Annotated in this window: 15 protein-coding genes and 1 tRNA gene; 4 read left to right on the top strand and 12 right to left on the bottom strand. The window is 39.3% G+C overall.

What is annotated here, in order from left to right; genetic code table 11:
* Window positions 1–31: 31 nt before the first annotated feature.
* From fbaA to ACTIEV_RS00935, 8 genes are all read right to left on the bottom strand, one after another.
* On the bottom strand, window positions 32–1,099 hold the full coding sequence (gene fbaA / locus ACTIEV_RS00970; RefSeq protein WP_178887018.1) for a class II fructose-bisphosphate aldolase: 1,068 nt from the start codon (window positions 1,097–1,099) through the stop codon (window positions 32–34).
* A 164-nt stretch (window positions 1,100–1,263) separates the two neighbouring features.
* Window positions 1,264–2,082: an ABC transporter substrate-binding protein gene (locus ACTIEV_RS00965; protein ID WP_322195759.1), complete on the bottom strand. Its 819-nt coding sequence runs from the start codon at window positions 2,080–2,082 to the stop codon at window positions 1,264–1,266.
* Window positions 2,083–2,365: 283 nt separating this feature from the next.
* On the bottom strand, window positions 2,366–3,265 hold the full coding sequence (locus ACTIEV_RS00960; protein WP_322195757.1) for a LysR substrate-binding domain-containing protein: 900 nt from the start codon (window positions 3,263–3,265) through the stop codon (window positions 2,366–2,368).
* A 100-nt stretch (window positions 3,266–3,365) separates the two neighbouring features.
* A complete protein-coding gene (locus tag ACTIEV_RS00955; protein ID WP_322195755.1) occupies window positions 3,366–4,721 on the bottom strand; it encodes a pyridoxal-phosphate dependent enzyme in 1,356 nt (451 codons plus the stop codon).
* Between the two features lie 188 nt (window positions 4,722–4,909).
* On the bottom strand, window positions 4,910–5,095 hold the full coding sequence (locus ACTIEV_RS00950) for a hypothetical protein (RefSeq protein ID WP_322195754.1): 186 nt from the start codon (window positions 5,093–5,095) through the stop codon (window positions 4,910–4,912).
* A 308-nt stretch (window positions 5,096–5,403) separates the two neighbouring features.
* Window positions 5,404–6,348 carry a phosphate acyltransferase PlsX gene (plsX, locus tag ACTIEV_RS00945; protein ID WP_322195753.1) on the bottom strand — a complete coding sequence of 315 codons (945 nt, stop codon included), beginning with the start codon at window positions 6,346–6,348 and terminating at the stop codon, window positions 5,404–5,406.
* A gap of 34 nt (window positions 6,349–6,382) precedes the next feature.
* Window positions 6,383–6,577, bottom strand: coding sequence for a 50S ribosomal protein L32 (gene rpmF / locus ACTIEV_RS00940; protein ID WP_078830450.1), 195 nt, complete (start codon window positions 6,575–6,577; stop codon window positions 6,383–6,385).
* Between the two features lie 28 nt (window positions 6,578–6,605).
* Window positions 6,606–7,151 (bottom strand): YceD family protein, encoded by a 546-nt coding sequence (locus ACTIEV_RS00935; protein ID WP_322195752.1) that lies wholly within the window; start codon window positions 7,149–7,151, stop codon window positions 6,606–6,608.
* 123 nt (window positions 7,152–7,274) lie between these two features.
* Here ACTIEV_RS00935 and ACTIEV_RS00930 point away from each other — a divergent pair, with 123 nt between their 5' ends.
* Together ACTIEV_RS00930 and ACTIEV_RS00925 are read left to right on the top strand one after the other, a co-directional pair.
* Window positions 7,275–8,396 (top strand): DUF3810 domain-containing protein, encoded by a 1,122-nt coding sequence (locus ACTIEV_RS00930; protein WP_322195751.1) that lies wholly within the window; start codon window positions 7,275–7,277, stop codon window positions 8,394–8,396.
* A complete protein-coding gene (locus tag ACTIEV_RS00925) occupies window positions 8,383–8,856 on the top strand; it encodes a TspO/MBR family protein (protein ID WP_322195750.1) in 474 nt (157 codons plus the stop codon). The genes ACTIEV_RS00930 and ACTIEV_RS00925 overlap by 14 nt, the downstream gene beginning before the upstream one ends.
* Window positions 8,857–8,957: 101 nt before the next feature.
* Here ACTIEV_RS00925 and dcd read toward each other — a convergent pair whose 3' ends face one another.
* On the bottom strand, window positions 8,958–9,494 hold the full coding sequence (gene dcd / locus ACTIEV_RS00920; RefSeq protein WP_178887034.1) for a dCTP deaminase: 537 nt from the start codon (window positions 9,492–9,494) through the stop codon (window positions 8,958–8,960).
* A 70-nt stretch (window positions 9,495–9,564) separates the two neighbouring features.
* Between dcd and ACTIEV_RS00915 the strand changes: the two genes are divergently transcribed.
* Window positions 9,565–10,197 carry a 4'-phosphopantetheinyl transferase family protein gene (locus ACTIEV_RS00915; RefSeq protein WP_322195748.1) on the top strand — a complete coding sequence of 211 codons (633 nt, stop codon included), beginning with the start codon at window positions 9,565–9,567 and terminating at the stop codon, window positions 10,195–10,197.
* 65 nt (window positions 10,198–10,262) lie between these two features.
* Here the strand turns inward: ACTIEV_RS00915 and ACTIEV_RS00910 are convergent, their stop codons facing one another.
* Window positions 10,263–11,369, bottom strand: coding sequence for a hypothetical protein (locus ACTIEV_RS00910; protein ID WP_322195747.1), 1,107 nt, complete (start codon window positions 11,367–11,369; stop codon window positions 10,263–10,265).
* Window positions 11,362–12,633 (bottom strand): DUF2130 domain-containing protein, encoded by a 1,272-nt coding sequence (locus ACTIEV_RS00905; protein ID WP_322195746.1) that lies wholly within the window; start codon window positions 12,631–12,633, stop codon window positions 11,362–11,364. The genes ACTIEV_RS00910 and ACTIEV_RS00905 overlap by 8 nt, the downstream gene beginning before the upstream one ends.
* A gap of 188 nt (window positions 12,634–12,821) precedes the next feature.
* Between ACTIEV_RS00905 and ACTIEV_RS00900 the strand changes: the two genes are divergently transcribed.
* Window positions 12,822–12,907: transfer RNA gene (locus tag ACTIEV_RS00900), tRNA-Leu, on the top strand.
* Window positions 12,908–12,958: 51 nt separating this feature from the next.
* Here the strand turns inward: ACTIEV_RS00900 and argS are convergent.
* Window positions 12,959–14,737: an arginine--tRNA ligase gene (argS, locus tag ACTIEV_RS00895; protein ID WP_439515889.1), complete on the bottom strand. Its 1,779-nt coding sequence runs from the start codon at window positions 14,735–14,737 to the stop codon at window positions 12,959–12,961.
* Between the last annotated feature and the right edge of the window lie 17 nt (window positions 14,738–14,754).

The raw sequence follows: 14,754 nt of genomic DNA, 5'->3' as shown, positions 1-14,754 counted from the left end.
CTATGGTCTATGGACCATTGACTATTAACTACTAAGCGTTCCTATTAATACAGTTCAAATCCTCAAACGCTACTTCCAGGCGTTTTGCAAAGTTTTCTTCGGCTTTGCGGAGCCATACGCGGGGGTCGTAGAATTTTTTATTGGGTTTATCGGCTCCTTCGGGATTGCCTAGTTGTCCTTGCAGGTAGGCTTCATTCTTTTTGTAGAAGTCTTTAATACCTTCCCAGAATGCCCATTGAAGATCCGTATCGATATTCATTTTGATGGCGCCATAACCGATGGCTTCACGGATTTGGTGTTGTGGTGACCCACTTCCTCCATGGAATACAAAGTATACAGGCTTAGGTCCTGTTTTCAGTTCCTGTTCGATAAAGAGCTGGCTATTGTTCAGGATTTCGGGACGAAGTTCTACGTTACCCGGACTATATACCCCATGCACATTACCAAAAGCAGCAGCAACTGTAAACAGCTTGCCTACTTTGCTAAGTTCAGTATAAGCATAAGCCACATGTTGTGGTTGGGTATAGAGTTTATCGTTTTCAATGCCACTATTGTCAACACCATCTTCTTCGCCACCTGTTACACCTAGTTCTATTTCGATGCTCATGCCCAATGGAGCCATGCGCTTATAAAATTCAACAGATGTGTGGATATTTTCTTCAATCGGTTCTTCAGAAAGATCCAACATATGAGAACTGAATAATGGTTGACCTTTCTCTTTATAAAACTGTTCACCGGCATCGATCAAACCGCTCACCCATGGCAGCCATTTCTTTGCGGCATGGTCTGTATGCAATACCACAGGAACGCCATAGTATTTTGCCACGTTGTGGATATGTAAAGCACCGGAAATACCACCGGAAATGTTTCCTTGCAATGCATCGTTCGGCATACCCTTCCCGGCAACGAATTGTGCACCACCATTTGAGAACTGGATGATTACCGGAGAATTTACTTTAGCAGCTGTTTCCAATGTAGCATTGATCGTATTGGTACCAATGGTATTCACCGCTGGTAATGCAAACTGATTATCTTTTGCATCATTATACAATGCTTCTAATTCTTCTCCAAATAATACCCCGGCTCTGTACTTTTTCATGGTTGATTTTTTTTCTTGATTGATTTTAATATTTAGTGTCCAAGAATATAGGCTTATCTCATGATTTCTTACCATGGGCCATGGACTATTAGCTGCAAGCTGCAAGCTCCAAGCCGCATACTAACAAACTGGCGGCAAGATACTTTAGAATCCGCAAACGTTCGTTAGCTTTTTGGTCTTGTGGATGAACTGTTGATTGTATTCCATAAGCCGCAGAAATAGGCGGGTGAATGCTGTAATCTGCTGCCATACCAACTGAACATTTCTCCATCTACAAGCAGGATGCTTGTTTGCGGAAGATAGGCTTGTAATTCTGCAATATGTTTTTCTTTAAATGGATAGGGTTCCGATGATAGTAAGATGATTTCCGGAGCCAATTGTTGAATTTTTTCTATGCTGAGGGTAGGATATCTTGTTTCATGGATCAATACATTCTCAAGTCTGCAATGTAACATCATGTCATGAATAAATGTGTCTGCACCAACCGACATGTAAGGATCTTTCCAGATCAAGTATAAACAAGTTTTTGGAGTTTGTTGATTCAGTTCTTCCGTAAGCAGTACAAAACCTGCTTTTATTTTTTCAATGATTTCTTCTGCTTTTGAATTTGTATGGGTGATTTTGCCGATCTCATGTATCATGTGATAAGCATCTTCTAATGTGCTGATATCTGAAGTGTAAACAGGTGCGATTGCTGCTAACGCTTCTACCTGTTCCTTTACATTTTCTTCTTTATTCGCAATGATCAGTGTAGGAGACAATGCTTTTGCACGATCGAATTTTACATCTTTTGTACCACCGATTCTGGTTTTATTTCTGAACCAATGATTGGGATGGATACAGAATTTGGTAATACCCACGACTTCATCATTCAAACCTAAATCATACAGTAATTCTGTTTGTGAAGGCACAAGTGAGACAATACGGTGAGCTGAGTTATTTACACTGACAGCATCACTTGTTTTATTTGCAATCATGGTCATGCTGCAAAATAGTGAAGTTCTTATCAATCAAAATATGACTGTTCAAGTTCAATTTGAACCATAGGGATACTACTGTCAATCAACGAATAACTCTTTTCTGACAGTTTTTTCCATCCGGAAAATAGGGCATTGTATTCAGGAACGGTTAAATAAGAAACGAAAGCGGCTAGCCTTTTTAAAGTAATCAAAGAAATAGGCTGGATATGATTAGTTGCTTGTACCATGCTGCAAACATAGTAGCAGTTTTATAACTTTTACCATCAGTTATAGTTATTAGCCATAACTATAAGTTATACAATTTTTCAGCGATTTTTATAAAAATGCTATTGAGTTCGCTCTTTTCACCCTTTCTTTCAATGAAATAGAAGTTTCTTTCGATTTGTAATCCGGTAAATGGAATTTCTACCAAATCACCTTGTTCCAATTCTTTTAAAACAGATCGGCGTGGCAGAAAGCCGAGTAGATCGGATTCTACCAGAAAATTCTTCAATGCTTCTGTGCCTCCGAGTCTGGCTTTGATTTGTAATGCATTCAGTTTAATTTTTTTCTTATCAAGCGCTGAACGCAATGCAGCAAGGGTTCCGCTTCCGGCTTCTCTCAATGCAAGCGGTAATGACCGGATATCTTCAATATCATATTGTTTTTTCTTAGCAATCGAACTTTTCTTACTACAAACAGCAACGACTTTATCGGTGATAAAAGGTCGGTGTGTAACTTGTGTTAGCTTGGAACGTCCTTCTACAATTCCCAAATTAATTTCTTCATTTAATAAAGCCTGCAGTACAATCTCTGTATTTCGATTCAGAAGATTGATGATGATTTGTGGATAGCGATTATGAAACGCAGACAGCACTTTGGGAAGTATGTACAAGGCAACTGTTGTACTGGCTCCCAGTTTTAAAGTGCCTTTAACTTGTAATAGATCCTTAATATTCGATAATTCAAATTCCGTTTCTTCCTGGATGGCTTTTACTTCTGTAATTTTTTCTAGTAGTAATTTTCCCGCATCTGTGAGTTCAATACCCATGCCTTTTCTTTCAAAGAGCCTTGTGGAGTATTGTTCTTCAAGATTTTTGATGTGCTTGCTGATGGCAGGTTGTGAGATGAACAATTGTTGGCTTGCTTTCGAGAAACTCTTTTGTTTCGCTACTTCAAGAAATACTTCATGTTTAATCGAAAGCATTGTGTTTGTATTTATATCATGGTAAAGATATTCTTTAAAACTTTGTATAAAAAAGCCCTGTCATCATTACATGCAGGGCTTTTCTCTCGGAACTATACTTTTATTTCGCCAAACTCTGTATCACATCATACTTCGTGATGATATGGAAATCTCCTTTTTCATCTTTCGCTAACACTGCGCCATTTTCTTTGTTGATGAGTGTGCCAATTTTTTCAACCGGTGTCAGGAAATCTACAACAGGGTAGGGATGTTCTATTACACTGGCAACAGTGGCATCTTTCAATTCCGGATTGCTGAATATTTTTTGAAACAGTCCGCCTTCACTCAATGAACCTTTCAATTCACCATCTTTCAATACCGGTATTTGTTCGATATCATATTTTTTCATCAACTCCACCGCATCTGCAACCGTATGTTCAGGAGATACGGTGATGAGTTTTTGTCCGCCTCTTCCATTTACGATGTCTTTAAACGTTTTCACATCTAAGAAGCCGCGTTCCATCATCCACTGGTCATTATACACTTTGCCTACATATCTGCTGCCATGATCATGGAATACGCAGACCACTACGTCATCTTTGGTCAGACTCGCTTTCAATTGCATCAAACCTTGTAAGCAACTGCCGGCACTGTATCCACAAAACATTCCTTCTTCTTTGGCAATACGACGTGCCATCACTGCACCATCTTTATCTGTAACTTGAACAAATTCATCGATCACACTCATATCATAGTTGCCGGGAACAAAATCTTCACCAAATCCTTCAGAGATATAAGGATGCACTTCATTCATATCAATCTCACCGGTCTTAAAATATTTCGTCAGCAATGAGCCGTACACATCTACAGCCCAAACTTTGATGTTGGGATTTTTTTCTTTCAAGTACATCGCAGTTCCGGTGATGGTTCCGCCAGTTCCTGCAGTACAAACAAAGTGGGTGATTTTTCCTTCTGTCTGTTCCCAGATTTCAGGTCCTGTGGTTTCGTAATGTGCCTGACGATTCGCCAAATTATCGTATTGGTTCATGTACATTGAATTGGGAATTTCTTGTCCCAATCTTTTTGCGACACTATAATAACTACGGGGATCTTCGGGGAGAACATTGGTAGGACAAACAATGACTTCAGCACCTACTGCTTTGAGGATGTCTACTTTTTCTTTGGATTGTTTATCGGTAGTAACAAAAATGCATTTGTATCCTTTGACACAAGCAGCTAATGCCAGTCCCATACCTGTATTTCCACTGGTACCTTCAATGATCGTACCTCCGGGTTTGAGTTTGCCTTCTTTTTCGGCTACTTCCACCATTTTCAAAGCCATACGGTCTTTGATAGAGTTGCCGGGATTGAAATAGTCAACCTTGGCCAGCACGGTGGCAGGAATCTCTTTTGCTACTTTATTAAGTTTGATCAGGGGGGTATTGCCTATCGTTTCGAGGATATTATTCAACCACATGCTAAAACTAACATTTGTTTGTGCAAAGGTAAAGTTTTGCAACGGCTGTTGAACAGTTCAACCGTATTTAACGCGAATATGTGAATAAACGATAGCGAAAAGGGTAGTGATGTACTTAGCAGTACTTTGTAACACCACTGCCCTTATTGATCTGCAGCGATGTACGTTGTTGAATCATATCTGTTGGATTAGAAGCTTTTCACTAAATGGATCATGCTTCCTGCATCCTGGATATTGATTCCTTTGCGTACAATTTCTGTTTTTTCTGTTTCTTCTTCAGTAGTGGCTTTATCTGTGTGCAAATAAGCAAATGTAATAGCAGGGATCAAAGCGATCATCGCAAAAATCTGGATGTTGTTGAGTAACTTTTTCATAACGTTGTGTTTTTTAATTTAATAGATCAAAGATAAGTCAACTTTTGGTACTATGCAACACATAGTACCATCTTTAGGAAAGTAATATCTGTTGCAAAATAGCTTAGTTAACTTATTACTTATTGATTATCAGATGAATAGGCTATATATGGCCGATTTCCAGTGACTCTTTGAAAATGATGAGCGGTTGTAATTCGTGATGGAAAATGGGTTGCCACTGTCCAAAGGACTCCCTTAGGAGAGGACACAGAGGGGCACTGAAGCCTTTTCTGTGGTCTTCTGTGTCAGTGGCAATAAATAAATAGGATTTAAGCGCTAAAACTATTGGTCATCTTACCGCAGAGGTCGGTCTGAATCATTTTCTCCGCCAATGCAATCATATTCATGAAAGCTTTATCATTACTGATACCATGACCAATGATCACTGGCTTGGCTACACCCAATACCGGTGTGCCACCATAATTTTCATAATGAAAACGACTGAAATAGCTGTCTGAAGAGAGGTTGCGTTCCACGGCAATATCATATAGCGACTCGGCTAGTTTGAGGATGATATTACCCGTAAAACCATCACAAACCATTACATCAGCCTTATCCTGGAAGATATCTCGACCTTCAATGTTTCCGATGAAATGGATCTGTGTATTTTCTTTTAAGAGAGGGTAGGTGGCTTGTGCCAGAATATTGCCTTTGCCTTCTTCTTCTCCTACATTCATTAATCCAACAGAAGGATTGTTGATATTGAGAATGTGCTGGGCATATAAACTTCCCAATAAGGCAAATTGATTGAGTTGTTCAGGTTTACAATCTGCATTCAATCCCACATCCACCAATAAACCGGTTCCACCTTTTAATTTGGGAATGATGGTGGAAATAGTAGGTCGTGCTACGCCTGCAATAGGCTTAATACTGTACATGGCTCCCACCAACATAGCACCGGTATTTCCGGCACTGATGAAAGCGTCTATTTTTCCGGTTGCGAGTAAATGAAACCCAATCGCAATAGAAGAACGTTGCTTTTCTTTCAATGCTTTGGTGGGGTGTTCATGATATCCGATGACTTCCGGGGCATGTACCAAATGTAAATTAGGTGATGTAACCTGGTGTTCCTCCAATAGAGGATTGACCAGTGTTTCATCACCTATTAAATATAGTGAAGCAGCAGGTGTACTGGTAGACAGATAAAGTTTCAGTCCCTTCACCGCTTCCAGCGGTGCAAAATCTCCACCCATCATGTCTATGCCAATATTCATGCGCGGTAAGCTTGGTTAAACTGTACTAAAAGGATTATGCTTTCAATGGAGCTTTCTCAGCTACCAATTTACCTTTATAGAACAATTTGCCTTCGCTCACGTGTGCACGATGGCGTACGTGTGTTTCACCTGTGGTGCTGTCTTTGCTCAATGTAACTTCCTGTGCTACGTAGTGCGTTCTTCTCTTTGCGCTGCGCTGCTGTGAATGTCTGCGTTTAGGATTCGGCATATCTCGAATTTTAGAGTATCAATAATGTTTATTCTAAGTCTTTAAATTTCTCTAATCCCTTCCAAACTGTTTTGTGTTGGTCTTTCTGTGCTTCTTCTTCCATTTTCTTCAATTTCTCTAACACTTCTTTATTACACTGTGGACCACCCACTTCACTTTCTTTACACATTTTCTGGAGCGGAATACTGAGATTGATGAATTCATAGATCCAATCACTCAGGTACAGATGGCTTTCTCCGCGACTGATATAATATACATCAGGATCTTCTTCTTGCTCATTCATGATCTCGGGATCATCCACCATTTTTACAATGATGTTGAATTCGTCCCAAAGCTCTAATGGCAGTTGATTACCACATCTGTCGCAAGAAGTTTCCAATGTTCCATCAATATCAAACCTGAGTTGCATGAAGTTGTTATTCTTCTCCAAACTCAATTTAATATTCGCGATACAGTTGTTAAAATCCTGCTCTCCATAACTTGTAAAGAACTTGTCCTCAATACGGTATTCGTATACATGAGTCCCCGGTTTTAAACCCACAAAAGCTATCTCGTATTCCCGCCGATGACTCATAACCGATTTTTAAGGGCTTGCAAAGGTAGTCCATAATGGCGTAAATGCCAAGAGAAAATTGCCTTTCAAGGGTTTCTACTTATCAACAGACCTGAATCAAGAGGAAATCTCATATTTGTAACCATGAATCAAGGCAAAAAATTATCCCCGTTGATCTGGATCAAACCGGCATGGCTGTTTTTCGTTGCCTTAGTACTACATATTATCGGCTATTTTCCTACCATCATCGAAAATGGGTATAGTACCGGTATTTATAAAGGTATATCGAATGTTTTAAGGGCCATCACAAAATGGGTGCCTTTCAGTGTGGGGGATATTTTGTATATCTTATTCATTATCAGTCTGATAGTTGGACTTATCCGTTTTATCATCCAACTAGCCAAGGGACAATTGAATCGCTACTCCATTCTTCCGATCGGACTGAACTTATTGAGTAAATTATTATCTATCTATATCATTTTCAGACTTTTATGGGGTTTGAACTATGATCGTTTGGGGATTGCTTACCAATTACAACTATCCAAACCCAAATACGAGACCGAAGAAGTGATTCAACTCACCAATCGATTGATTGATAGCCTTAATGCCTGCCGTTTACGATTACCAGATACTGTGTTGCCGGCACCACCGGTTGATAGTATTTTCCGAATGGCAGGAATAGGATATAGCCGATTGTCTGACCAGTACTTTTTCCTGAACTATACCCAACGATCCCTCAAATCCAGTCTTTTTACGCCTATTGCTGATTGGATATCCTTCACAGGGTACTATAACCCGTTTTCGGGTGAAGGGCAAGTGCGTTCGGATATACCTCGGGTAATGGTTCCATTCGTATCCTGCCATGAGATCGGTCATCAGTTAGGCTATGCCAGTGAGAGTGAAGCCAATTTTGTAGGATTTTTGGCTGCTTTATCAACCCAAGATCCTTATTTCCGTTATTCAGCTTTTAATGAATTGTTTAGCTATGCACAAGGAGAAGAGTTGATGTTATTGGCTTCAGCAACTGATTCTACCAGGTTTGGTGAGATCATTGTTCAGAATCGAACCAGATTGGATACATTGGTTCGAAAGGATCGTAAAGAAATACGCGAATTTTTTCAGCAACGCCGCAACAATATTGCACCTGCCATGAATGATCTGTATGATCAATATTTAAAATTCAATAATCAAGATGCGGGTGTGCGTAGTTATAATGAAGTGATTGGTTTATTAATGGCTTATCTAAAAAAATATGAAAAGATCTAATAGCATCAAATTGATCAGTTCCATCGCACTTTGTGTGTTGTTGGGATCTGTAGGTGGATTGGTAACCGTGAATGAAATTCCCAATTGGTATGCCACGCTTAATAAACCATCATTCAATCCACCGAATTGGTTATTTGGTCCCGTATGGACTACGTTGTATGTATTGATGGGTATTAGTGTTTACTTGATCTGGAAACAGCCTGTATCCAAGGAAAGAAATAAAGCCTTACAATTATTCATCCTGCAATTCATTTTGAATTTTTGCTGGTCATTTATTTTCTTCGGATTACATGCTACCGGATGGGCATTGATTGAAATGATCGCACTCTGGATACTGATTCTATTGAGCATCCTATATTTTGCGAAACACTCTAAAACAGCAGCATGGCTACTGGTGCCTTATATTTCGTGGGTAAGTTTTGCGTTGTTATTGAATGCTGCGATTTGGAAGTTGAATTGAAAGTGAGAAGTCAAAATTCAAAATTCAAAAGTGAAAAGTGAAAGGTGAAACATGATTCCTTTCACTTTTCACCTTTCACTTTTCACCCGGCATCCCCCCACTCAAAACGAATTCTTCCACATCATGCTCTCCACCGGCTTATTCGGTTGTCCGCTGTATTTGGCGTTGGATTTTTGGTTGTATTTTACTTCAATCTCTCCTTCAACAGGGAAATAGATGAGTTGTCCGATGGGCATGCCATGGTATACACGAACGGGTTGCTTGCAAGAAATCTCTAGGGTCCAGTTGCCACAAAAACCTACATCACCTTTTCCGGCAGTAGCGTGAATGTCGATACCCAATCTGCCTGTGGAAGACTTGCCTTCCAAAAAAGGTACGTGTGCGTGTGTTTCTGTGTATTCAAGTGTTACACCCAAATAAAATTTATGTGGTTCTAGTACATAACCTTCATCCGGTATATCAAAGTATTCAATCTTATTGTGCTTTTTTGCATCCAGTACATCATCTACATATACTGCTAGTGTTTTTCCCAGATGCACATCGTAACTATTACTGCCCAGATCGGCACGGTTGTAGGGTTCAATTTTGATGGTGCCTTTGTCCATTTCCTCTAATATGCGCTTATCGGTCAGAATCATTCTTTGTTAGTTTTTTGGGTTGGGATGCAAATAAATCTTAAATCTGCAATCTAAAACGCAAACATTCGCCGTGCCTTTGTTTTATCAACAAGATATCAACCAAGATACTCGTTTAGCGGTATGGGAGATCAGCGAAGCGGAATCTTTTTTTCTGGAAAAGGTTTCACTCAAAAAAGAGATCATGCATCCGCAAAAACGTTTACAGCATTTGGCCGGACGCTATCTGTTGGGGTATCTTTTTCCTGATTTCCCGGCTGAGCTGATAGAAATTGCGGATACACGAAAGCCTTTTCTTCCCAACGAACAATACCATTTTTCCATTTCTCACTGCGGAAATTTTGCAGCAGCTATTGTGAGTAAAACAGAAAGGGTAGGCATTGATGTTGAACTACTCACACCTCGTGTTGAAAAAATCAAACATAAATTTCTGCATCCTGAGGAACTACAAATGGTTGATCGTACAACTATTGACAGGGTTCAATTGCTCACCTTGTTGTGGAGTGCCAAAGAAGCCATGTTCAAATGGTGGGGTAATGGGGATGTAGATTTTAGTGAAGTGTTAAGAATCTGGCAGATGCCTAATGAATTACAAGGAAAGATCGATGTCTCTTTTCAAAAAAATGAAATAGATATGGCGTTGCAACTGGATTATCGTTTAATGAATGAATTGACTTTGTGTTGGGTAAATCATACTTATTCTTAGCCTCTTAATAGAACGCAGATCATCATGATTGATCATGATAATCTGCGTTCCATTAAGGTATTTCGTTAATCATCAAACTTGCTTTTTGTTTTTGGGATCAGTAATAAGTTATTCTGTAAAGTCTGTTTCAATTGTCGTTTGACCAATTGCCCCATGGTACGGGCTTTGGAAAAGGAAGCACCTGCTTTGAAGTGAAAGGATAATTCCGTTTTTAACTGCAATAATTTTTCCGGTGTAGATATCGTGTCTTTACTCATAATATCCAACAACTCTTTGATGCGATATCTGGAAGAGACTAGTCGATAAGTCATCATGGTTCTTTCTTCTGCCTGGTATTGAGCAATAGAGTCTGTATTGAGATGCTTTAATACTATATCTACCAATGCGCTATTTTCTTTAAAAAATTGCGGTAGGTATAAATTTTTTCTTCCCTCATACGATTGTTGATCAAAGTCAATCGCACGAATTCGGTATTGGAAATCCTCAATATCGGGAATGATGTTTACTACAAAATTATAAGAGCGCATATCACCCAATAATTGTACAAAGCATCGTTCATTGAATTTCACAAACTCTTTTGCCAGACGAATGAGATTGGTATTGTTGCTGTGTAAATGTTCTTGGATGAAAATATCTCCGGGGATACCGGGAATATGCTCTTCGATTAAAGTGTCTCTATCTGTAAAATAGGTCATACGGTTAGGAGAGAGAAGATGTTCCAACTCTAGGCCATACACGCGACTAGCATCTGCTTGTTTGATGTAATAATGATCGTAGTTGTCGTTGAATTTATTGACAATGCGAATTCGAAATGGCTGACTGTTGCCAAAATAACAGAAGTCTATTCTGGCTACATCCAGGTGATTGATATAGCTCATATCACCTTCCGTTTTGAGAATGGCATAGATACGAACCAGGTTTTCACGTAGATGATTCCATTCATGCATATCATAAGAAACCTTCTCCCATGAAGTATCATTTCCTTGTCGGTCTTTTAATGGAACAGAGTAGGTATATCGTTGTAAGTCTCGATAACTAACCGGTAGTTTTACTTCTCTGCTGTATTGCGTGAGGTATCGTCTCAATTCATCATTGACGGGAAAGATGGGTTTCTTTTTGGAGGGTTTTTCTGCTTCTCCTGTTTTGCTGATATGTCCGAATAAATTACTCAAGTATTAATGGATCATTGTCTTCCAATAAATTAAGATTCACAGCATCGGCGCCGGCAATACCTTCAATAGAACCTTTGATATGCGCTGCATTGAGTAATACTTTTTCCAACTGCTTTTCTCTGGCTTTCCAAAGTTTTTCCATCGCATCTCTTTCTTTTTGGATGCTCAGTTTCATGGTCATAAAGCCTTCTCGAATAGCTTTCCATTGCTCACTAAATTCAGAACCGATGAGATAATCATAGAGCATCACCATTTTATCGCCTTTGTTTTCCTGGCTTTTTTTAGCGTCTGCAATTTTTAGTAAAGCATTTCTCAACAAGAGCGCTACACTTCTTACTTCATTGAATGTACAGATGTATACACCATCTTTTTCTCCAAAGCGATCCATGTCTTTGGGTAGTGTTTGCGTTACGATCACCGCAACATCGGCACCCAGATTGCGCATATCGGTTTTTAATTTCTCGATCCAGTCATTGGCAAAATCTTTGGTCCGTTTACTCTCATAGATGATTTTACCCGCTTCATTGCCGAATTGATTTCTCACCGTTTGAATACAATCTGCTCCACGAACACCCTTGCCTACTTCTTCAATCTTATCAAAGGGGAAAGTGGTTTGCAATAATGATTCCAGCATGAGCTCTTGAACCTCACCTTGCAGTTGCATACTTCCTTGCTCAGATTTGCGACGCATTTCTTCTACCAGCTTTTTCTGGTCTTCGATTTGCTTATCTTTTTCTTTAAGTCTGAGTAGAAATTCTTGCTCCTTAAGATTTGATTTCTCAATTTCTTCTTTAGCAAGTTGCTCCCTTATTCGTTCTCTTTCTTCTATCAATTTTCTTTGTAGCGAAAGCTCAAGTTCTTGTTCTTTAGTTTTGAGCTCTTGTTCTTTTTGCAGAAACTCCAGTTCTTTTTTACGCGCTTCTTTGAGTTTCTCTTCTTTTTCTTTGTCTGCTTCTTGTAATAGTTTTAATCTGTTTTCATATTCATTTGCAATATCTTTTTTTACTGTTTCCTGAACTTCTGTTGTAATTCTAAGCTTTTCCTGGGCCAATTTCTGAGCAAAAATTTCATTTTCTCTTTTTCTCTTTTCCTCAAATTGTTTTTGCTCTTCTGCAAGACGTTTCTTTTCTTCTTCGATGTTTTGTAATGAAGAATTGAGTTTTTCCTGAAATTCCTTTTGGTACTTCTGTTCTAATTCGGCAGATAACACGTTTTCTATATCAAACTCATGTCCACAATTCGGACATTTTATATCAGATTGCATACTTATTTTTTTACAATATAAGGTGAAGCTACAAAATTAACCTCCCTTTTGTTTGGTGGAGAGTAATAGAAAAGAAAGTCCAAAAGAAGTGATCCGAGCCTTCCGCTTCTTTGTAAATGCTTAAAAATTCTTAAGACTATAGGCTTTCTATTTTCTTTATTACCTGTATATTTGCGACCCTATTACCCGCGGAGGTGGCGAAATTGGTAGACGCACTACCTTGAGGTGGTAGCGCCTTTTACCGGGCGTGGGAGTTCGAATCTCCTCTTCCGCACAAAAACCCAGACTTAAATCTGGGTTTTTTAATTGCTATATAAATTTACGGTTACATTCGTTCCGGTACCCTAATTCCCAATACAGACATCCCATTTTTCAGCGTCTGCGCCGTTAACTGTGATAAAGCCAGTCTCAACCTTTTTTTCTCCTCATGCTCTGCATTGGCAATCGAATGTTCGGTATAAAATGAATTGAAGGTTTTTGCCAAATTGAACACATAGATCGCCACTTTCGATGGATCATGTTCTGAAGCGGATTCGTTGAGTACGGTTGGGAATTGTTCGAGGGTGAGGAGGAGTTCTTTTTCTAGTTTGAGCAAACTATGGTCCATGGTCCATGGTCCATGGTCCATGGTATTTTTTCTCAGAATGCTCTTGATCCTCGCATGTGTATACTGGATAAACGGCCCCGTGAATCCATGGAAGTCGATGCTTTCTTCGGGATTGAAGATCATTTTCTTTTTAGGATCTACACGCAGCAAGAAAAATTTAAGAGCACCTAGTCCAATAATATCATAAAGCTCTTTTAATTCTTCAGCGGTGAAATCTTTTACTTTACCGAGTTCTTCTGTTTTTTGTCTGGCAATATTTACCATTTCCTCCACTAGGTCATCAGCATCCACCACAGTACCTTCTCGGCTCTTCATTTTGCCGGATGGTAATTCTACCATGCCATAGCTCAAGTGATAAATACCATCTGCAGAGGGTAATTGTAATTTCTGACAAATCAGTTTCAGTACTTTGAAGTGATAGTTCTGTTCATCACCTACCACATATATACTTTGCTGTGCATTGAATTCTTTTTGTTTTTGCTCTGCCAGTCCAATATCCTGTGTAATGTATACGGATGTGCCATCTTTTCTTCGAACCAGTTTTTCATCCAATCCATCAGCTGTTAAATCGATCCAAACACTACCATCTTCTTTTTGAAAAAAGACGCCTTTTGCCAAACCGGTTTCTACCAAGTCTTTTCCCAGCAGATAGGTGTTGCTTTCATAATAGGTCTTATCAAAATCACTTCCGATACGCTGATAGGTTTGGTTAAAGCCTTCATATACCCAGCCATTCATCGTTCTCCATAATTCCATCACTTCAGGTTTGCCGGCTTCCCAATCAATCAACATCTGTTGGGTATCTTTCATGATCGGGGCTTCTTTTTCAGCCAGCTCTTTGCTCATGCCGGAAGCTACCAGTTCGTCGATTTCTTTTTTATAAGCGTCATTGAATTTTACATAATAATCACCTACAAAATGATCACCTTTCATACCTGTGCTGGCAGGTGTAGCGCCATTGGCAAATCGTTGCCAGGCGATCATACTCTTACAAATATGTACACCACGGTCGTTGACAATACAGGTTTTTGCCACAGTATGTCCTGTTGCCTTTAATATTTCTGCGATACTCCACCCTAAAAAATTATTGCGAAGATGACCCAAATGCAATGGCTTATTGGTATTAGGAGAGGAGTACTCTACCATTACTTTTTCCTGCGTGTTACTGTTGAATCCAAATTTTTCATTGGAATGTTGCTCAGATAAAAACCGGAACCAATAAGCATCTGTCACGGAAAGATTCAAAAAACCTTTGATGATATTATAGCTACTGAATAATGCCGGAAATTTTTCGATCAAAGCATTGCCGATCTCTTCACCCAAGGCGTCAGGTGATTTTTTGAGTTGTTTCACCAATGCAAAAAGCACCACTGTATAATCACCTTCAAATTCCGGTTTGGTAGCATTCACCAATACATCCGCCGGTTGTACAGGTATTTCATATAATGCTGTTATGGTACTTGCAGCTGCCTTTTTAATCTGTTCTACAACACTCATTTTCTTAACGGTTTCGG

This window comes from Sediminibacterium sp., assembly GCF_051861365.1.
Classification (GTDB): Bacteria; Bacteroidota; Bacteroidia; order Chitinophagales; family Chitinophagaceae; genus Sediminibacterium.
The sequence above is the reverse complement of the archived record's forward strand: the minus strand, read 5'-3'. Positions and strand labels throughout refer to the sequence as shown.

What these genes read in the sequence shown, in the direction of transcription:
- fbaA (WP_178887018.1), bottom strand. Translation starts at nt 1,099, where the DNA reads ATGAAAAAGTACAGAGCCGGGGTATTATTTGGAGAAGAATTAGAAGCA.
- ACTIEV_RS00965 (WP_322195759.1), bottom strand. Translation starts at nt 2,082, where the DNA reads ATGACCATGATTGCAAATAAAACAAGTGATGCTGTCAGTGTAAATAAC.
- ACTIEV_RS00960 (WP_322195757.1), bottom strand. Translation starts at nt 3,265, where the DNA reads ATGCTTTCGATTAAACATGAAGTATTTCTTGAAGTAGCGAAACAAAAG.
- ACTIEV_RS00955 (WP_322195755.1), bottom strand. Translation starts at nt 4,721, where the DNA reads ATGTGGTTGAATAATATCCTCGAAACGATAGGCAATACCCCCCTGATC.
- ACTIEV_RS00950 (WP_322195754.1), bottom strand. Translation starts at nt 5,095, where the DNA reads ATGAAAAAGTTACTCAACAACATCCAGATTTTTGCGATGATCGCTTTG.
- plsX (WP_322195753.1), bottom strand. Translation starts at nt 6,348, where the DNA reads ATGAATATTGGCATAGACATGATGGGTGGAGATTTTGCACCGCTGGAA.
- rpmF (WP_078830450.1), bottom strand. Translation starts at nt 6,577, where the DNA reads ATGCCGAATCCTAAACGCAGACATTCACAGCAGCGCAGCGCAAAGAGA.
- ACTIEV_RS00935 (WP_322195752.1), bottom strand. Translation starts at nt 7,151, where the DNA reads ATGAGTCATCGGCGGGAATACGAGATAGCTTTTGTGGGTTTAAAACCG.
- ACTIEV_RS00930 (WP_322195751.1), top strand. Translation starts at nt 7,275, where the DNA reads ATGAATCAAGGCAAAAAATTATCCCCGTTGATCTGGATCAAACCGGCA.
- ACTIEV_RS00925 (WP_322195750.1), top strand. Translation starts at nt 8,383, where the DNA reads ATGAAAAGATCTAATAGCATCAAATTGATCAGTTCCATCGCACTTTGT.
- dcd (WP_178887034.1), bottom strand. Translation starts at nt 9,494, where the DNA reads ATGATTCTGACCGATAAGCGCATATTAGAGGAAATGGACAAAGGCACC.
- ACTIEV_RS00905 (WP_322195746.1), bottom strand. Translation starts at nt 12,633, where the DNA reads ATGCAATCTGATATAAAATGTCCGAATTGTGGACATGAGTTTGATATA.
- argS (WP_439515889.1), bottom strand. Translation starts at nt 14,737, where the DNA reads ATGAGTGTTGTAGAACAGATTAAAAAGGCAGCTGCAAGTACCATAACA.